The sequence below is a fragment of the Flavobacterium sp. B330r genome, assembly GCF_056824325.1.
Map to the genome: position 1 here is coordinate 5,155,949 of NZ_CP124860.1, position 19,786 is coordinate 5,175,734.

At 34.3% G+C, this 19,786-nt stretch carries 13 protein-coding genes; 2 read left to right on the top strand and 11 right to left on the bottom strand.

Annotation, left to right across the window (positions count from 1 at the left end; translation table 11 throughout):
- Positions 1–34 precede the first annotated feature (34 nt).
- From QLQ95_RS22820 to QLQ95_RS22840, 5 genes are all read right to left on the bottom strand, one after another.
- A complete protein-coding gene (locus tag QLQ95_RS22820) occupies positions 35–1,153 on the bottom strand; it encodes a putative glycoside hydrolase (protein ID WP_482501840.1) in 1,119 nt (372 codons plus the stop codon).
- Positions 1,128–2,195 (bottom strand): carbohydrate-binding family 9-like protein, encoded by a 1,068-nt coding sequence (locus QLQ95_RS22825; RefSeq protein ID WP_482501842.1) that lies wholly within the window; start codon positions 2,193–2,195, stop codon positions 1,128–1,130. The genes QLQ95_RS22820 and QLQ95_RS22825 overlap by 26 nt, the downstream gene beginning before the upstream one ends.
- 7 nt (positions 2,196–2,202) lie before the next feature.
- On the bottom strand, positions 2,203–3,168 hold the full coding sequence (locus tag QLQ95_RS22830; RefSeq protein ID WP_250836317.1) for a glycoside hydrolase family 130 protein: 966 nt from the start codon (positions 3,166–3,168) through the stop codon (positions 2,203–2,205).
- Positions 3,169–3,742: 574 nt separating this feature from the next.
- Positions 3,743–5,620: a sodium:solute symporter family protein gene (locus QLQ95_RS22835; protein WP_095930370.1), complete on the bottom strand. Its 1,878-nt coding sequence runs from the start codon at positions 5,618–5,620 to the stop codon at positions 3,743–3,745.
- Between the two features lie 22 nt (positions 5,621–5,642).
- On the bottom strand, positions 5,643–7,880 hold the full coding sequence (locus tag QLQ95_RS22840; protein ID WP_482501845.1) for a GH92 family glycosyl hydrolase: 2,238 nt from the start codon (positions 7,878–7,880) through the stop codon (positions 5,643–5,645).
- 130 nt (positions 7,881–8,010) lie between these two features.
- Here QLQ95_RS22840 and QLQ95_RS22845 point away from each other — a divergent pair, with 130 nt between their 5' ends.
- Both QLQ95_RS22845 and QLQ95_RS22850 read left to right on the top strand, forming a co-directional pair.
- Positions 8,011–9,069, top strand: a complete 1,059-nt coding sequence (locus QLQ95_RS22845) for a sensor histidine kinase (RefSeq protein WP_095930368.1) — start codon at positions 8,011–8,013, stop codon at positions 9,067–9,069.
- A gap of 70 nt (positions 9,070–9,139) precedes the next feature.
- The gene (locus QLQ95_RS22850) at positions 9,140–9,853 is read left to right on the top strand and encodes a LytR/AlgR family response regulator transcription factor (protein ID WP_095930367.1); all 714 of its coding nucleotides are present in this window, start codon (positions 9,140–9,142) and stop codon (positions 9,851–9,853) included.
- A gap of 213 nt (positions 9,854–10,066) precedes the next feature.
- Here QLQ95_RS22850 and nagB read toward each other — a convergent pair whose 3' ends face one another.
- The 6 genes from nagB to QLQ95_RS22880 form a co-directional block, all read right to left on the bottom strand.
- Entirely contained in the window at positions 10,067–11,980 is a 1,914-nt protein-coding gene (nagB, locus tag QLQ95_RS22855) for a glucosamine-6-phosphate deaminase (RefSeq protein WP_482501848.1), read from the bottom strand.
- A gap of 140 nt (positions 11,981–12,120) precedes the next feature.
- Positions 12,121–14,214, bottom strand: coding sequence for an alpha-L-fucosidase (locus QLQ95_RS22860; protein WP_482501850.1), 2,094 nt, complete (start codon positions 14,212–14,214; stop codon positions 12,121–12,123).
- A gap of 138 nt (positions 14,215–14,352) precedes the next feature.
- Entirely contained in the window at positions 14,353–15,000 is a 648-nt protein-coding gene (locus tag QLQ95_RS22865) for a Pr6Pr family membrane protein (RefSeq protein ID WP_482501852.1), read from the bottom strand.
- A 48-nt stretch (positions 15,001–15,048) separates the two neighbouring features.
- Positions 15,049–15,606 carry a YdeI/OmpD-associated family protein gene (locus QLQ95_RS22870; protein ID WP_482501854.1) on the bottom strand — a complete coding sequence of 186 codons (558 nt, stop codon included), beginning with the start codon at positions 15,604–15,606 and terminating at the stop codon, positions 15,049–15,051.
- A 194-nt stretch (positions 15,607–15,800) separates the two neighbouring features.
- Positions 15,801–17,012, bottom strand: a complete 1,212-nt coding sequence (locus tag QLQ95_RS22875; RefSeq protein WP_428238342.1) for a DUF4272 domain-containing protein — start codon at positions 17,010–17,012, stop codon at positions 15,801–15,803.
- 300 nt (positions 17,013–17,312) lie between these two features.
- Positions 17,313–19,724, bottom strand: a complete 2,412-nt coding sequence (locus tag QLQ95_RS22880) for a glycoside hydrolase family 2 TIM barrel-domain containing protein (RefSeq protein ID WP_482501856.1) — start codon at positions 19,722–19,724, stop codon at positions 17,313–17,315.
- Between the last annotated feature and the right edge of the window lie 62 nt (positions 19,725–19,786).

The following is a 19,786-nucleotide window of genomic DNA, read 5'->3' on the forward strand; positions in this document are numbered from 1 at the left end:
AATCAGTAATAATTTTTAATCCCAGTAAAATCGACTACAACGACGCTTTTACCGACTTAATTGTTTTTAAATTACTGTCTGATAAAGCATTTCCGTCAAAAAATGAAACTCCTGTTGCACCATTTTTCTTAGCTTCTAAAATCGCTTCTTTCAATTCTGCATCCGATTTTAAACCTGGAATATAAATTCCTGTATTTACTTTCGTTTGTTTTCCTTCTAAATCGGCTACACCTTGTTTGGTTGCATAACCTACCCAGTCAATTTCTTCATCATAAAAACTATGATAAATCATTGGATACACTTCATCAATATTCCATTTATCCCAACGCTGGCGTACCATATGATCTGCCATTTCTGGATAAGGAAATACTGCTGCCGTTAATTTTTTATTGTGTTTATGAGCAATTTTATACGCATCGTCAACCACCGCTTTTACTGCATTTAATCTGAAGTTTTTCCACTCCATATCGATTGAAGTATTGTGGCTGTTTTTTGGATTTTTATGATGTTCTTTTTCAAATTTGCTTACGCACGCATCACAATAACAGAAATCAAATTGTGGCAATTCTACATCTTGCACCAAGTTATATTTTGGCAATAAACTGATTGGCAAGAAAATATCCGGAAAACGAATGTAGTCTAAATGTACGCTTTCAATTCCCTCTACTTTTGCTAAACCTTCTACTAAACCTAAAACGTGGTTTCTAGATTCTTCTTTAGTTGGGCAAAGCCATTGGTAATAATCTACATACGGACGATTATCAAAGCAAGATTTTCCTTCTTTGCTTACTTGATACCAATCTGGATGCTGTAAAGCGATCGAATCATTTGGACGATTCATTGCCATAATCCAAGCGTGAACTTTTAGTCCTTCTTTTTTTGCAAGCGGAACTAATCTTGCTAATAGTTTCGGATCGGTTTGCGTGTTAATTAAAACTTCATCGATTCCGCCGTCTTTGTATTTTTTGAATTCTTTAGAATAATCTGAATCCGACTTTTTAGCGTCAGCAGTGGTCCAAACACCAAAAGTGAATTTACCGTTTTCCTGATCTTTGGTTTCTTTTTGTCCGCAAGAGAATAAACTCAGCGATAGCGCTAATACTAAAACTTTTGATAGTTTTTGCAACTCACTCGTTCGTAATAATTTTACCATCTTCTTTAATTATTAAGGTTTTGTTTGAAAAAGGACTTTTTACCAAGATATTAAATCCTGATGAATGATTTTCTAAAATTGGCTTTAAAGTCTTTCCGTCAACCACTATATTTTTTTTACTGATACTTTGCAACGATTTTGCCCAAGATTTATTCTTTTCGAAATATCTTTTTTGAGCGCGGTACAAAGTATATAGTTCCCATTTTACTTTTTCTTCCTGCGGAATTGAAAATTTATCATCGCTTTCTTTAGAAGAGAAGTATACATAAGCCCATTTTTCGGGCTCATGCATATTTATCACTCCCATAGGCGACCAAACCCAATTGTATTCTGGGAGAAATTTTCCTTCTGAATCTTTTTTGCGTTCATATTTTCCGTCGATAACTGAATGCTGCCAATTCACTCTAGAGAAATTGACTTTCCAAAATTTATCTTTCGGAACAATATCGTCGAAATAAGATGTTTTATAAACTGACCATGGAATGGCAATTTCTAATGTCCAGCCTTTATCAATATCTGAAGCATTATTTAAAGTTCCATCAATCTTTACAGCCGATTTTAAACCTGTAATATTCCAATCGTTTAAAACCGTATTTTTTTCTCTGTAAGGTTTATTAATAAATAAATCCCAAGCGGTGTTTAACGCATTTATTTCTAATTCATAATAATTGTGAGTATCATTATCTGGATCAATAAAAACCTCAAAATCATTATTATAAAAAATAATCGTATCGCGTTGTCTTAGATTTGCCCAAACGTGAGGCTCTTCCATTTTTGCCAGGATATAGTAGTAATTATCGTCCCAAAGCATTTTGACCTGAGTATTGTATTTTGGTTTTTCAAAGCCTTCTATGTCGACAAAAGGTGTTGTCCAAGCTGCTTTTTCCCAGTCTTTATCTGCCCCGTCTCCGTCAATAACAATTTCTTTTGAAGTCTTATACGCAATATAACTTTTTGGTGTAACCTCTTTTTCAGATTGCGAATAACCCATCAAACCAACAAAAAAAACGGCAAGGGACAATAATTTACTTCTACTATGCATCTTTATATTATAAACTATTATCTTTTGTAAACTGAATTACTTCACTTAATTTTCCGAAAGCGATAGCAACATGTGTATCTGCCGCACCGTAATAAACTGCTAATTTATCTTCTTCTACATCGTGTAAAGCAGCGCAAGGGAATACTACGTTTGGCACATCTCCAACCATTTCATACGTTTCTGCTGGTCCTAATAAATAAGGTTGTGTTCTGTATTTTACTTGGTCTGGCGAATCAACATCTAAAAGCGCTGAACCCATCGCATAACGGAAACCGTTACAAGTATTAATAACTCCGTGGTAAATCATTAACCATCCTTCTTCAGTCAAAATCGGAATTGGTCCTGCTCCAACTTTTGTACATTGCCAAGCACTTTTTTCAAACGGACTTGGTTTCATAACCAATCTATGTTCTCCCCAATATTTCATATCTGGGCTGTAGCTAATCCAAATATCTCCAAATGGCGTGTGGCCATTATCACTTGGACGGCTTAACATAGCATATTTACCGTTGATTTTTTGTGGGAATAAGACTCCGTTTCTGTTGAATGGTAAAAAGGCATTTTCACATTGGAAAAATTCTTTAAAATCGAAAGTGTAACCAATACCAATTGTTGGTCCGTTGTAACCGTTACACCAAGTAATCCAGTAACGATCTTCGATCCAAACCACTCGCGGATCGTATTTATAAGCCGATTCAATCATTTCTGTATTTCCAGATTTCATCTCAATTGGTTCGTGGTTAATGTCCCAATTGATACCATCTTTACTGAAACCAGCAAAAATATTCATCTGAACTGCTTTATTATCACATCTGAAAACCCCAGCATATCCGTCTCCAAAAGGTACAACTGCACTATTGAATATACTGTTTGATGAAGGAATCGAATATCTGTCGATAATTGGATTCTCAGAATATCTCCACATTACATCTTTACTGTTTTCGGGTCTGTCTTGCCAAGGAATAGTACTCATTTTTTGCTCTTTTTATGTATTAGTTTTTTGTTTTATTCTTTTTTAAACACATAGAATCATAGTTTTTTGGAACGCTTAAAAGGCATTTTACTTTGAATAAATCACATAGCTCTATTTTGTCATCCTGACGAAGGAAGGATCACACTAGAAGCTCCGCAATCTATGTCGCCAATCTTTGTCGAGTTACGTGTGTGATCCTTCGTTCCTCAGGATGACAAACTGCACTGTTAAACTTTGTCAAATTTTTGAACTTTTACAAAGTTGCTGTACATAACAGCACGGCCAATCTTGCGTTCCCGTAGTTGAAACTACGGGCTATGTTTAAATCTATGTGTTAGAAACTAGTTTCTTTCTTTTTCCTTTTTCAAATTAAAAAAAGTCTATGTTTCTATGTGTTTAAAATTTATCGAATCAAAATAATCTCCTCTAAAATCCTGATTCTGTACTCTTTATTCTATACTCTTTATTCTATACTCTTTATTCTATACTCTTTATTCTATACTCTTTATTCTATACTCTTTATTCTATACTCTTTATTCTATACTCTTTATTCTATACTCTATTCTCTAAAAATCTACTCTTCTATCTTCCTAACTCGGTCTAACCAAGTAAACTTCAACACTGTAGTCGTCACTAAGAAAACCACCAATGCCACAGCCGCTTTTGGATAATCTCTTATAATGAAGTAAATTGGAAGCAGAATCATGCTTGACTGCCATACAATTCCAATTACACAATTCATCATATCCAAATAGAAATCATTATTTTTTTGGAAAGACTGATCTTCCGCTTTTAACTGTTTGTAAACTGGACCCCAGAATCCCCAAGGTCTCACATTGCTGTAGAAAGATTTCAGTACTTCTATATCTGTTGGTTTGCTTAAGTAAGTTCCTAAAAGACAACCTAAAATTGACATTCCGAAAATTAATGGGAATAAGTAAATGGATGGCACTTGCGAAAGATCATGCAAGAATGTTCCTGCTGCTAGATTTCCTTTGTTTTGATCTAAAACGAATTGAAGAGAAGCTGCGATTAATCCGCCGACCATTCCCCAGAAATAGCCCCATCCGTTAAAACGCCACCAAATCCATTTTAAGAAGTTCGCTGCAACGTAACCTCCGTAAAGAGCACTTGTAATCCAAAGTGTTAATGAGTTGATCGAATCTGCGAAGAATCCCATGAAAACTCCAAGACCAACAACCAAGAAAGAAGAAATCTGACTTACTTTAATATAGTGCTGATTTGAAGCAACTGGTTTAAAGTATTTTTTATAAATATCATTTACAATATATGCTGGCCCTGCATTTACAAAAGCGGAGAATCCAGACATGAAAGCCGCTAATAAACCTGCTAGAAGAATTCCTTTAATACCAACTGGAATATAAAGATTGACCACTTTAGGCATTAATAATTCTAAATCTGCGCCCGTTAAATTTACGTTTGCGTTTAATTCTGGAGCTAAATTCACTAAAGCAATAACCACAATTCCTGTGATTAATAAATATCTAGGAATGAATAAAATTAAGTTCGTAAAACCACTCATGTAAGCTGCTTCTTTAACCGATTTTGTAGAAAGAACTCTTTGTAAATCGTAACTTGGAGTTGGTCCTGCAACACTCGCGAAGAATCCTTTGAAAAGCGTCATTCCGATGAAAGCACCAAACATTTTATAACCTTCCGTATCAATTAATCTATTGAACGTTTCGAATTTATCGCTCCATTGCGTTTCAAATTCCCATCCGAAGAAAACATTTTTCCATTCTGGCGTAATTACCGAATTGATTTGAATATCTGTATAATTAATGAATGCATAACCCGCGATTAAAACTCCCGCAACAATCATAATAATATATTGTACAACCTCTGTCGCTACAACAGAAAACATTCCGCCTTTAACTGTATAAATGGTAGTTAAAAAAATGATTAACAAGGCATAAGCTTGTTCTGAGGTTAATAAAACGCCACCGTTCATATGAACCGTTAAATCCCAAGGAAGAATGATGGTTACAAATTTTCCAATTCCAACGAAGAAATAAGCGATAAAACCAATTGTAGAAATGATGGCAAAAATAGCCACAATAATATGAGATGCTTTTCCTGCTTTGTCGCTTCCAAAACGAGTTAAAATCCATTCGGAACCTGTCATTACTTTTGATCTTCTAATCCAGACCGCAAGGAACATCATCACAAAAATCTGATTCCATATTGGCCAAAGCCACATAAACATGAAGCTTTTTACTCCATATAAAAATAAAACTCCAATCATCCAGGAAGTTCCCGAAACATCAAACATTCCCGAGCCATTGCTCAATCCTAAAAAATACCATTTGATTGATTTCCCGCCAAGGAAATAATCGTCAAGTCCTTTTGATGCTTTTCTTGAAATCCAGATTCCGATACCGACCGAGAGTACGATATAGATTAAAATGATTGATACGTCTATTATGTTCATTAAATTATTTATTTTGAATTAGTTAGTTCAGACCCCAGTTTTTGTTTGGCTGTGCTCCCATTACAAAATGAAGTACACCGCCTTTTAGCATTTCTTGGTGAGAAATGGCTGTTTTATTAAATGCTTTTCCGTTTAAAGTAACCGATTGGATATAGAAGTTTTTGTTTGAAACATTCTCTGCTTCAATTACAAAAGTTTTCCCATTTGGAAGATTTAAAGTTGATTTTTCGAAAATCGGACTTCCAATTTCGTATTCACCAGAAGCTGGATTCATTGGGTACAACCCCATTGAGCTGAATACATACCAAGCCGACATTTGTCCGCAGTCTTCGTTCCCGCTTAGACCGTTTGCAGTCGTATTATATTGTGTGTCTAAAATATGGCGCACCCAATATTGCGTTCTCCAAGGCTGACCAGCGTGGTTAAACATATAAGCAATGTGGTGACTTGGCTCGTTACCATGTGCATATTGTCCGATCAAACCAGAAATATCTGCAGAAACGTTGTTTCCTGTAATCTCAGAACTCTCTGTAAATAATTGTTCTAATCGTTTTGTGAAAATGTCGTTTCCGCCATGAAGTTTAATAAATTGATCTACATTATGAGGCACAAACCAACTGTGTTGCCAAGCATTTCCTTCGGTATAATCGGTATGTTCTCTATGGTTGGAATGTTTTGGATCGAAAGGTTCGTTCCAAGATTTTCCATCTTCAGATTTTCCTCTCATAAAACCAGATTTGGCATCAAATAAATATTCGTAAGCTTTTGAACGTTTCGAGAAAAACTCATAATCAGTTGTTTTTCCTAAAGCTTTCGCCATTTGAGCCACACACCAGTCATCATAAGCATATTCTAAAGTAATCGTAACCGATTCGTCTAATAAATTATAAGGAATGTAACCGTATTTTTTGTAGAAATTCAATCCGCGTTCGTCCTGCATCATCGTTGCTTTCATGGCTTCAAAAGCTTTTTCAGCATCAAAACCTTTAATACCTTTCATATAGGCATCAACAATAACGGGAATCGAATGATATCCTGTCATCGTGTTGGTTTCATTTGCATATAAAGTCCAAACCGGAAGTATCTTTTTAGTCTCGTAATATGCTAACATGGAGTTAACCATATCTGAAACTTTATTCGGATCTAAAATGGTAAGTAATGGATTTTCAGCTCTAAAAGTATCCCAAAGAGATAAAGTAGAATAAGCGGTATAATTTTTTGAAGTAACAATTTTATCGTCTTCCGTTCTAAATTGTCCGTTTTTATCGCTGTACGTCACAGGCGCAACTTGAGCGTGATATAAAGCGGTATAGAAAATGGTTTTTAAAGAATCAACAGGAGTTTCAACTGTAATTTTACTTAAAGCTTTGTTCCAATCTAAAGATGCATCTGTTTTTACTTTTTCAAATTCCTGATCTTTATCTAAATTGTCTTTCGCATTAGCGATACTTACAGAAGAAAGCGCCACTTTAACGCCTAATTCTTTCGAGTTTTTAGAATCGAAGAATAATTGTAAAGCCGTGTTTTCGCCTTCAGCATTCTTACCTGAAACTACTTTTTTATCAGCTGTAATAATAGATTCTGTAATGGGCTTAGAAAACTTGGCAACAAAAAACACTTTCTGATTTTTTGCCCAACCTGTACTATAACGGTATCCGCTAATGGTATTTTGGTCTTCAACTGTAATGGCAGTTTTTACCGCTTTGTCCCAGTTAATGGCAAAACCTAAATCTACGATAACAGATTGTGTATCGTTATTATTATAGGTATACTTATGGTATGCGGTTCTTTGCGTAGAAGTTAATTCTACATTGATTTTAGGATCTTCAAGAAAAACTTGGTAATAACCCGGTATTGCTTTTTCGTTAACATGATTATATTTTGATTTATACGGTAAGAAATCGCGTGAAGCGGCTTTGGCGGTTAAGTCTAACTTTTTGTTTGTCGGCATAAATAAAATGTCTGCCAAATCACCGATTCCTGTCCCGCTTAAATGTAAATGACTAAATCCAGAAACTATCGAGTCAGAATAATGATAGCCTGAGCACCAGTCCCAGCTAGAAACCCCATTATCTGGACTCACTTGCAGCATCCCAAACGGAACTGTTACGCCCGGATATGTATGTCCGTGCCCGCCAGTACCTATAAAAGGATCTACATAATTTGTTGCAAAACTTTGCTTATGTTGATTTTTATCTACATTTATTTTGCAACTTGCAGTTAAAATTACCGTCAGAGAAAGCAGAGTAATTTTCCTCATATCAAAACAATATTAATTTAACTTTAAATTTAGATAAATTCAACTTTTACCAAAATATTTTTAGACGGACGACATTTAAACAGCTCTAAACATCAAAAAATAGTAACAAACGACATTCTATTCTACGATTATGATTTTCAACTCAAATAAACCTTATAGTTTACCTATACGTTATCATGTTTACTTTTGGCTAACGTATTTTGTATTCAATACATTCCGTTGGGGAAGCTATTTTAACGATTATGTTTATTCGTTAAAAACCACTTTACTCGGATTTCCAATTCACATGGCATTGTGTTATCTAAATATTTTGGTTTTAATGCCTTTGTTTATTTATCGCAAAAAGTACTTCCTATATATAATAAGTGTATTGTCAGCGATTTTTGTCATGGTTGTTTTAAAATTTAATTTGACTTATCTACTGATTACACACGATGTTTGGCCCGAAGGTCCGCAGACCATCAGTACACTTACACTCAACTATACGATAGATATGATGATGGGTGAATTGTATGTAATGACTTTTGTTACTGCCATTAAAATAACTTTAGATTTCTTAAAAGAACAAAGACGTGTGACAGATTTAGAAAAATCGCAGCTAGAAACCGAATTGTTGTTTTTGAAGTCACAGATTTCTCCACATTTTTTCTTTAACACCTTAAATAATATTTATTCTCTTTCTGTAGAAAAATCAAACAAAACGCCAAAAATCGTTTTAAAGCTTTCTGAATTGATGCGCTACATGCTTTATGAAACAAAAGGCAAAAAGCAGACTTTAGAAAATGAGATTATGTGCATTCAGAATTATCTGGATCTGGAAAGAATTAGAAACGGAGAGCGCCTGGAAGTCAATATGTATATCTCTGGAGATATTCATGATAAAGAAATTTCTCCAGTCCTTCTTTTGACTTTCGTCGAAAATGCTTTTAAGCATGGCGTGAACAAAAACACTGGAAATGTTGTAATTGACATCAACTTTAAAGTAAAAGGAGATTTTTTATACTTTACAATTTCAAACCCAATGCCCGAATTTACCGTACATAAAGATAATTTTAACAAGTCAAGTGGTATAGGTATTGAAAACGTAAAAAAAAGACTTGAATTAGGATATAATAAAAGTGACTATAAGCTTTCATTTAAAAATAAAAAGAATATTTTTGTCGTTAAACTAGTTATAAAAGTCACATAACCCCACCTTTTATAAGTTTAGAAAACTATACCTACAAAAAACCACATATCGGCCAAAAATAACAGTACAAATGAAAATAAAGTGTTTAATTATCGATGATGAGCCATTGGCAATAAACGTTATTAAAAATTATATTGAACAGATTGAAGATTTAGAATTAGTAAATACTTTTAGCAATTCTATCGAAGGATTAAATTTCTTAAAAAACAATACTATAGATGTAATTTTTTTAGACATTAACATGCCTGTTTTGGACGGTATTAATTTTATTAAAAGTTTAGAAAACCCTCCTTTACTTATTATTACAAGTGCTTACGATCAGTTTGCGATTGAAACTTACGAGCTTGATGTTTTAGATTATCTAGTAAAACCAATTGAGTTTCCTAGATTAATGAAAGCGGTAAACAAAATCAACAAACGTCTTAATAACGCAGTTAAGCTTCCGCAGGAAAATAGCAAAGAGAATCCTTTTATTTTCGTGAAAATCGACAAGAAAAAAATGAAAAAGATTTTCTTGAACGAAATCCTAGTAATTGAAAGCTTAAAAGACTATTTAAAAATCAGTACAACTTCTGGAAAGTTTATCATTCACAGTACTTTATCTGATTTTACAAGTTTATTGCCCGAAAGAGATTTTATCAGAATCCACCGATCTTATACGATTGCAATTGACAAAATTGACGCCGTTGAAGGAAACAGCATTGAAATTGAAGGACTTAGATACGTTATAGGAAGATCTTATATTGACGAGGTAAAACAGAAAATCCTTAATTCTTCGATCTAGTGAGAAGTAATTAGTGAAAAGTAAAAAGTTATAAGCAAGAAGTTAGACACAAAATGTCTAACTTTTTTTTATTCCTTTTTCAAATAACATTTCACATTTTACAAAACAATAAAAAACGAAAATGCGGCCAACCACGACCGCATTTTCTCTCAATTATAGGTAACTAACCAAAATAAACCATGAAATAGTCTATTATCTTTATGCTGCAAAAAACTAAAAGTGATATCTTTTAAACGCTTCAATAGCCGAATAATCTGCTAAACCTAAGCTGTGATATTTTTCTGCAGTCAATCTATTTCTATCTTCAACTCGAACCCAAAACTCCCTGCTATCGTCACCTTGAAACATAACGCCGTCTTTTTGAGACTGGTGATAAAAAATAGCATGTCGTTTCTTTAAAACTTGATCAGGACTCATTGGTACTGCCATGTCAATTTGGTACGATTCCCATTCATGCCATGCGCCTCGGTATAACCAAACCCAGCAATCATCCATAAAACTTTTGTTTTTTAGTCTTTTTAAAGATTCAAACAAACTGTCTAAACATACTTTATGAGTTCCATGCGGATCTGCTAAATCTCCAGCGGCATAAATTTGATGCGGTTTTATTCTTTCAATAATGTCACACATAATGTCGACATCTGCATCTGAAAGATTATTCTTTTTAACCGTTCCTGTTTCGTAAAACGGAAGATCCAAAAAGTTTACGTTAGAATCTGGCAAACCAATGTAACGAGTTGCTCCAAAAGATTCGCTTCTTCTAATCAAGCCTTTTAATTTTCTAACTTCTAAAGAATCAATCTCGTTTCCAGTTCTGGTCTGAAGAAAATCGATTATTTTATCAGACATTCTAGAATCTGGATGTAATGCTTTCGAAATTTCTGCAAACTTTAAAGCTTCAACATCTGATACGGCAATATTTCCAGAAGTCTGATAGGCTACATGAACCTCGTGTCCTTGCTCTACCAAACGGTCAAATGTTCCTCCCATCGAAATCACATCATCATCTGGATGCGGGCTGAAAATGATAATTCTTTTCTTTTCCGGCGTGGAACGCTCCGGTCTGTATGTATCATCAGCATTGGGTTTTCCGCCCGGCCATCCCGTGATGGTTTGCTGCATTTTATTGAACATTTTAATATTCAAATCGTATGCAGTTCCTTCTTCCGTCAAAAGACTCGACATTCCGTTGTCGTTATAATCTTTGTCCGTCAGTTTCAGGAAAGGTTTCTTCGTCAACTCACTTAACCAAGCCACCGCTTTTAATTTTAATTCATCTGTCCAAACACAAGACTTTACCAACCATGGTGTTTTTACTCTTGTTAATTCAGACGAAGCTTCTGTATCTAGAACAAATGTTGTGTTGTTATGCTCTTGTAAATACGTAGCTGGAACTTGCGAAGAAACTCCCCCTTCGATTGTCTTTTTTATAATTCCTGCTTTACTGATTCCCCAGCCTAGCAAAACAATTCTTTTTGCATTTCTAACGGTTCCAATTCCCATTGTTATGGCTTTTCTTGGAACATTGTCAATTCCTAAAAAAGAAGAAGCCGCATCGACTCTCGTGATATGATCCAAAGTAATACTTCTGGTTCCTGAATTCACATGAGAACCTGGCTCATTAAACCCAATATGTCCTGTTCTTCCGATTCCTAAAAGCTGAAAATCTAATCCGCCGTACGATTTAATTTTCATCTCATAATCGATGCAATATTGCTGTAATTCCTCGGCACTCACCTGCCCGTCTGGAATATTTATATTTTTAGGAAGAATATTTACATGATGAAATAAATGTTCGTGCATAAAATGATAATAACTCTGAATATCATTTTTATCCATCGGATAATATTCATCTAAGTTAAAAGTCACCACATTTTCAAAACTCAAACCTTCCTCTTTGTGCATTCTAACCAATTCTTCATATACCTTAATTGGCGAAGAACCTGTAGCCAAACCTAAAACACAAGGTTCGTTTAGCTCGTTTTTTCTCTGAATTAAATTGGCAATTTCTTGCGCGACAAGTAAAGAAGCTTCTTGCGACGATTCGAAAATAACATTGTGAATTTTCTCAAAACGAGTTTCTTCAAATTTCCCTGCTTCTCTAAAACCTATATCTTCTTTAATCATATGCCTTGTCATTTAATTTCTAAAATAAAAGTAGAATTAAATTATCCGTTCCACTCAAAAATTCGACTAATAACGACTGCGCTTCGGCAAAAGACAAAATAAGATGTGCTAAGTTATTTTAATACTTCGCAAAGAAGCATTTATTCAATTACCCCAATTTCAGCAATTGAAACTGTCTGCCCTTTTCCTACAGCAGCTGTAGCAACAAATCGTAAAAATCTTGCTTTTACTGCAGTAAAACTCTTAAGCTGCTCAATTGGATTGTGTTTGATGTTAGAGAATTCTCCTTCTGATTGCTTTGTCCAAGTAATATTATCTTCGCTAGTATAGAATTCATAATTCGAAATCAAATTCAAATTATTTCCAACTTGCTGTGGCGTGTATGTAAAGCCTTTTATTTCTCTTGCTTCGCCCATATCGATAATGATTGCTTGAGGCAGTTTGTTTTGATCATTTCCAAATCCCCAATCGGTATTGGCATCTCCGTCAATAATTCTTTCAACCGATTTATCATCTCCGCTTGAAATAGAAATTACGCTCCATTTTTCTTTAGAAACACCATATTTGGCTGTTCTAACTGCACTATTAATTTTTTCTTTTGTATTTCTCGAAATGGCCTTAATTTCTACTGCTTTATTATATAGGAATGGCGCTTTGTATAAAGTACTTTTTTCTGAAGGATTTTTTCCGTCAAGCGAATAATAAACTGCATTGCCGCTTTCCGATTTAATCGTAACCAAACCATTTTTATCACGAAGAATTTGCGGCTCTTTTACAAAAGTCGGAGCATTATACGCTTCAATTGTACTGATTACAAATCCTGCTTTAGCATCTAAAATATTAACTCTAATTGCAGAAGCTGTGACACGATCTAAACGAAGAATTCTTTTGTAACCAATTGTAGTTTCGTTGGCAATCGTTTTCCATTGTCCGTCCACTTTTGCTTCAACAGAAAATTCTTTTACACGTTGCCCAAGCTTGATATATTCTTGAAGCAAAATTCTATTAATTGCAGTTGGCTTTTTAAATGTAAATTCAATTGTAGCTTGTTTTACTTTATCGTCTGTTGCCCAATACGTATTTTTATTTCCATCAATTACATTTTCAGGTCCGAAATTAGAATCGACTGCTCTTGTGTTTGAAGCTTGAACTTTTGCTCCAGCCAATAATTCTGTTTTAAAATCTGCTTTAATTGTAGCAACCAATTCTTTCAATCTCGCTTCGTCATTTTCATGAACCAAACCGCGAGTATCAACAGGAAGATTTAATAATAAAGTGGCATTACGTCCAATCGATTCATAATAAATATCGACCATTTCGTCAAGCGAACGAACCTTATCGTCTTCAACCGAATGATAAAACCATCCCGGTCTGATCGAAACATCGGCTTCGCCAGGAACCCATTTTTCCCCGTCTTCATGTCCAGACATGAATTCGCTGTAATGCACTTTTCCAGCCAACTCATCTTTTTGGCGTAATAACGACCAATTGGTTTTTCCTGCACGCCCTTCTTCGTTTCCAATCCATCGCGCTTCTGATGGGCCAACACCCCAAACTAGCGTTTTTGGTGCGATATCGTAAATCAATTTATACGTTTCATCCCAATTGTAATAAGTCAACGAATTGATTTTTCTGGTTTCGTTTGCACCGCCATAATAACCATCTCCGCCATTTGCACCGTCAAACCACATTTCGAAAACATCTCCATAATTCGTCAATAATTCCTTTAACTGATTTCTGAAATACGTTATATATTCAGGTTTGCCGTATTGCGGATGATTTCTATCCCAAGGCGAAAGATATAATCCGAGTTTTAAATCGTATTCTTTACAAGCTTCGGCCAATTCTTTAACCAAATCCCCTTTTCCATTTTCCCAAGGTGAATTCTTAACTGAACGTTCTGTGTAAGCTGAAGGCCATAAACAGAATCCGTCATGGTGTTTAGCGACCAGAATAATGCCTTTCATTCCGGCTTCTTTTACCACGCGCGCCCATTGACGAACATCTAATTGTGATGGATTAAAAAGTTCTGGCGACTCGTCTCCGTAACCCCATTCTTTATTGGTAAATGTATTTAATGAAAAGTGCACAAAAGCATAAAATTCCATCTCCTGCCAATCGATTTGTTTCTGTGTGGGAAGCGGTCCAAAAGGCTTTGGTGCATTAGCGAATTCCTGACTTGAAGCATTAGAAATCACACCCAAAAGACATAAGGAAAGGAATATTTTTTTCATTGCTGATCTGCTTTAAAATGGTCTATAAAGCATAAATGTAGTATAAATTGAAATCTTTCGAATAGAATTTCGACCAACAACATTTTTTAAAGCGTTTTGGTCAAAAGTGGATTTTTAGTATATATATCTTATCGAGAATTAGGTCAAACTTTTTGTCTTTATTCTAAAAATAGAAATCAGAATAATAGATAAAATCACAAAGGACAGTAAAACAAAAAATCCGTTTATAATTGCCGTTTGAAAACCTAATTGGGTTGCATCTATAAAAGGGTACGGATAAAATTGGGTTGCAAGTCCGTGAAACAAAGTGTAAATGATATAAATGACAGGATAAATCAGCCAAGACGAAATAACTTTAAAAGAGATCTTTTCTGGACTTACAAAAAACAGCCAAAAAACGAAAAATAAAATAGGAACGACTGTATGAAAAATTTCGCTTACAATAAGATGATGTCCTTCTAAATGGAGAGTTGCACGAAGAAGCAAATTAAAAACAATTCCGACAATCAATATATAAACTGTAATTGCCGTAATAGTAGTACATTTTCTAAAGAAAGCATTTGCCGAACTTCTTCCTCCAAATAATAACAAAGCACTACAAATAATAACGATAGTATTTGTTGTAATGGTAAAGAAACTAAAAAAGCGGACTGTTGCACTGAAAAAATTAAATTCAGGATTTTTTAACAGCAAATAAAACTGTACAGGCAAGGCGTATAATTCTAAGGCAAAAATAATACCCAGCAAAATCTCCCCTTTTATTTTTGTGGTATTTTCTCTTTCCATATTTTACTAAAAGTCAGATTACTAAAATAAGGATTTTATTCGAAATATTCACAGCACTCTTTTCTGTTTCTCACTCTCAGCAATAGTTTTTTCAAGCCTTGACAGTTGTGTTTTTTCCTGTTTGGCACTCATAATCCAATGAATCATTACTTTTTTATAAGAAGGCGCTTGCTTCTCAAAATATTCCCAAGCGATTTTATTGTTTTGAAACTGTTTTTCGTAAACTTCTAACAGCGGAACTGGTTCTTTTTCGTGCGAATAAATTTTAGACTTATTTTCAGTTCTAAAACTAAATGCTTTCAAACCAGCATCTGTCATAAGTCCAGCATTAGTCAAATCTTCCATCTTCTGAATATTAATAGCACTCCAAATGCTGGAAGGTTTTCTTGGAGTAAAGCGTATCGTATAACTTTCGGCATCAATAGATTTTCGAACGCCGTCAATCCATCCAAAACAAAGCGCCTGATCAACCGATTCTGGCCAACTCATAGAAGGCTTTTTGCTTGTAACTTTATAAAAACCAACTAGAAGTTCTTTTTCTTTCTGATGATTTTTCTCGAGCCATTTTCTAAAGTCTTTCTGATCTGCAAAGAATGTTGGAGTCATTTGTTTTTTTATAAATGTATAAAGAATCTCGCAAAGACGCTAAGACGCAAAGTTTATTAAAAAAAAATAAACCATATAAGTAATTTAAGTTCAATTAAGTCAAAACTTAAATTACTTAAATTACTTACATAACTTATATGGTTTAAATTTTTTGCAGCTTCGCGACTTTGCGAGCAACAAGTCTTGCATTTATATTAAGTATCACAAGTCACATTATCCCAATCTTGATCCATATAATGAATCAGCCAATTGAGCGCATATTGTCTTTCGTAAACAATTCCTGGATTAATGTTTTCTATTTGTCTTCCATTAATCCTTTCGTCTACACAGGCCCAATTGTATCTGTAATACAAATCTGCAGCATCTAAAATTTCTTTTTTAGAACGAACTTCATGAACTGTATTAATAAATTCAAAAGGATCTTTGTCTTTTGCAACAGGATAATTTTCTTCACTAATATTTCCGAGATCGCAAAATTCATTTGGAAAATCAAGTGTATCGAATTTTTTCAAAGCCCACATTAAAGTCCAAATACCCTCGCATTTCCAAGTTTCATAGCTTTTTTTGTCATCCGTTGGATTCGCCAGAAACTCTTTTTCGCCTTCTGTTACAAATTCCCAAAGTTTATAATTCTGTAAATAATCAACAGCTTCTTCAGACGAAATGGTGTTAAAGGCAACTAAATTCGTCACAGCCAAAACACTCGCTCTTTCGGCTATTTCTTTTGCTGATCGAATTGTAGTTTCTCTTTCCGATTCAACACAAGGCAAATGCTTATTGATTTTTACATTTTCTTTTTCAAGAATTTCTTCGTTTTGAGCTTTTCTTTCTATTTGATCTTCGTCTAATTCTGTCTGATCATTGTCAAAATATTCCGAATTTATATTAACCTTTAATTCTTCAATTTCACATCTTCCTTCTGTATCAATAATTAGATTTAAATCTTTATCTAAAAAATGTTGCGTTTCAGATTTACTTATTATAGTTTTTGGCTGAACAAATAAAACTGCATCAAATTCCTTTGCAAGATCGGCTATAATAATGTCTAATTCTTTCAATTCTCCCTTGTCTTCACGAATCGAAAATTCAGAATTTAGTGTTTGTATTTTATGAAGAAATAATTCTTTTACCTTTTCATTTTCAGTAGGTAACGAATCTACAAAACCATACAAACCTTTCAAATTTGCAGTTAATTCAGAATCGTCTATTTGTGGAATTTGATAAGAAGGAATAGCTCTTTCTCTGTAAAAAATAGTTACTTTTTTTGATGGACTTAAAATTCCACCTTTCACTTCAAATTCAAGGTTTTCACCATTAGTAGAAAAAACACCTTTAGGTACATGAGAAAGAAATATTTGTTTGATTTTTTCCAGTCCTAAATGATGCGAATAAATTGTACAAATCATTTTTCGGCTTTTATGTTATTAGGGCAAATATAAGTTTAATTCTACAAGAATAATAAATATTCTAAATGAGCAAAAAACAAAAAATCCGCATCTATTTTGAAACGGATTTTGATTGTTTGTATTATTTCGCTCCTCTGGAGCTTTATTCTTATGTGAGACTCATTTTTCTATAAATATTTCGCTCTCCCAGAGCTAAAATTGAAATCGAATAATTATTAAAACAAAGCTTCGGAGAAGCTTAATATTTATAGAAATCCACCTCATTACAGAATAAAAGCTCCAGCGGAGCGACATATAAAATTAATTAACATTTATCTGAATCGTTGAAACCGAAATTCCATTCCCTGCTGTCGCTTTCAACTTAACATTCTCTTTCTTCCCATTAGACTGGATAATCGCAATACATTTCCCATTAAACAATTTACAAAAATTAGCTTTAAACGAATCCAAATTGGCTTGATAACCATTATCAACACCAACTAATTTTCCTCCGCCAGAAACTTCAAAATTGATTAAATCCATGGCATTTGGAACTAAATTTCCGTCTTTATCAGTCATAGAAACGGTTACGTAAACCAAATCGTAAGTATCATTTTTGATTGCAGTTTTATCAGCTTGCAAATCTAATTTAGAAGCTTCTCCTGCAGTTCGGATTTCTTTCTCTAAAACTACTTTTCCGTTCTTTCTTGAAACAGCTTTTAATGTTCCTGGTTCAAATTTTACACGCCAAAAAATATGCAAATCATCATTTTGTTTGGTTTTTTTTCCTAAAGATTTTCCGTTTAAGAATAATTCTACTTCATCAGCATTATTGTAATAGGCCCAAACTTCTACTTCTTGATCTTTTTTCCAGTTCCAATGCGGTAAAATATGCAGAACTGTTTTATTCGACCACTCGCTTTGATACATATAATAAACATCTTTTGGAAGTCCGGCTAAATCGACGATTCCGAAATAAGAACTTCTTGCAGGAAAAGGATACGGATCTGGTTCTCCGATATAATCAAAACCCGTCCAGATAAAAGTCCCTGCCATGAAATCCTGTTTTTTGATTGTTTTCCAGTTCTCTTCGTGGGTTGCTCCCCAATACGATTTTACCTGATCGTAAGCCGAAACGGTCCAATCTGCATTTCCGTCAAACGGAGCACCATGTTTTGTTGGCCAAGCTTTAATTCCGTCAGGAAAATCATAATGTCCACGCGTTTCTAAAGCCGAAACACTTTCGGATGCTAATATCTTTTGTCCTTTAAATTTCGTTGGAAAATCTTTATAATCTTCATGTTTGTAATTGAATCCCAAAAGATCCAAAGCTCCCGATTGGTAAATGAAGTTTTTCTCAATTACATTTTCCGTCAAAGCCGAAGTTACGGGACGAGTTGCGTCTAATGATTTTACTATTTTAGCCAATTCTCTGGTAATTGCAATTCCAGTCGAATCAAATTGTTCTCTGATTTCGTTTCCAATACTCCACATCATAACCGACGGATTATTACGGTCTCTTTTGATAAAATCTTCTAAATCCTGTTTGTGCCAAGCATCCCAATCTTTGTGGTAATCGTTGGTTACTTTTTTCTTTTTCCAAACGTCAAAAGCTTCGTCCTGAACGATGAACCCCATTTCGTCGCACAATTGCATCATTTCCAAAGAATGCGGATTATGAGACATTCTGATAGCGTTTGCTCCCATTTCTTTCATTAAAGCCAGCTTTCTTCTAACCGCATGAATATTTTCTACAGCGCCCAAAGCACCGTTATCGTGATGCAGACAAACGCCGTAGATTTTCGTTGGAACGCCATTTAATGAAAAACCTTTCTCCGAATCAAAATTGAAATATCTAAATCCAAGCGGTGTTTCATAATTGTCAACCAATTTCGATTTCTCATACACTTTTGTAATCACTTTATACAAATACGGATTCTCTGTACTCCACAATTTCGGCTGTTCTACTTCTAAATCATGAAACTTTTTTTCTGATGTTTTAGCACCGATTTTTTCTGTTGAAGTATAATTGGCAACTTCTTTATTTTCTGCATTTACAATCGAAGTAACGAGTTTAAATTCTTTTGCCGAAGCATTATCATTATTAATGGTAACTTCTAAATGTATTTTTGATTTGGCTGTCGAAACTTCAGGCGTAGTAACATAAGTTCCCCACTTTCCTACATGCAGTTTTTCGCTTGCAACCAAACGTACATTTCGGTAAATTCCAGAACCCGTGTACCATCTGGAATTGGGTTGAGCATCATTATCAACTTTTACTGCAATCAAATTCTCTTTTCCAAAGTTTAAATACTGCGTTAAATCATAACCAAAAGAAATATAACCATTTGGACGAATTCCTAAAGATTTTCCATTTATGAAAACTTCACTGTTTTTAAAAACACCGTCAAATTCAATCGAAACTGTTTTGTTTTTCCAATTCGCAGGAATTGTAAAAACTTTACGATACCAGCCTTTTCCTGCAGGTAAAAATCCCTGTGCTTGTTTGGTTTTACTGTCTTTATCAAAAGTTCCTTCAATGCTCCAGTCGTGCGGCAATTGAAGTGTTCTCCAGTCAGAAGCATTGAAATTGGCATTTATTGCTTCAGGATAATCTCCTAATTTGAAGTTCCAGTTTTTGTTGAAATCTTCGACAATTCTGGCTTGTTTTTGCGCAAAAACTGATACCGAAAACAATACTATTACTGCAACTATTATCTTTTTTAAAATCATAATATATAAATAATCATTTTTTTTTATTCCAAATTTCTCCAATCTTGTCATTTCGACGAAGG

Bases quoted from the DNA above. Each gene is read 5' to 3' on its own strand.
- QLQ95_RS22850 (WP_095930367.1), top strand. From the start codon at position 9,140: ATGAAAATAAAGTGTTTAATTATCGATGATGAGCCATTGGCAATAAAC.
- QLQ95_RS22830 (WP_250836317.1), bottom strand. From the start codon at position 3,168: ATGAGTACTATTCCTTGGCAAGACAGACCCGAAAACAGTAAAGATGTA.
- QLQ95_RS22865 (WP_482501852.1), bottom strand. From the start codon at position 15,000: ATGGAAAGAGAAAATACCACAAAAATAAAAGGGGAGATTTTGCTGGGT.
- QLQ95_RS22880 (WP_482501856.1), bottom strand. From the start codon at position 19,724: ATGATTTTAAAAAAGATAATAGTTGCAGTAATAGTATTGTTTTCGGTA.
- QLQ95_RS22845 (WP_095930368.1), top strand. From the start codon at position 8,011: ATGATTTTCAACTCAAATAAACCTTATAGTTTACCTATACGTTATCAT.
- QLQ95_RS22840 (WP_482501845.1), bottom strand. From the start codon at position 7,880: ATGAGGAAAATTACTCTGCTTTCTCTGACGGTAATTTTAACTGCAAGT.
- QLQ95_RS22825 (WP_482501842.1), bottom strand. From the start codon at position 2,195: ATGCATAGTAGAAGTAAATTATTGTCCCTTGCCGTTTTTTTTGTTGGT.
- nagB (WP_482501848.1), bottom strand. From the start codon at position 11,980: ATGATTAAAGAAGATATAGGTTTTAGAGAAGCAGGGAAATTTGAAGAA.
- QLQ95_RS22820 (WP_482501840.1), bottom strand. From the start codon at position 1,153: ATGGTAAAATTATTACGAACGAGTGAGTTGCAAAAACTATCAAAAGTT.
- QLQ95_RS22835 (WP_095930370.1), bottom strand. From the start codon at position 5,620: ATGAACATAATAGACGTATCAATCATTTTAATCTATATCGTACTCTCG.
- QLQ95_RS22870 (WP_482501854.1), bottom strand. From the start codon at position 15,606: ATGACTCCAACATTCTTTGCAGATCAGAAAGACTTTAGAAAATGGCTC.
- QLQ95_RS22875 (WP_428238342.1), bottom strand. From the start codon at position 17,012: ATGATTTGTACAATTTATTCGCATCATTTAGGACTGGAAAAAATCAAA.
- QLQ95_RS22860 (WP_482501850.1), bottom strand. From the start codon at position 14,214: ATGAAAAAAATATTCCTTTCCTTATGTCTTTTGGGTGTGATTTCTAAT.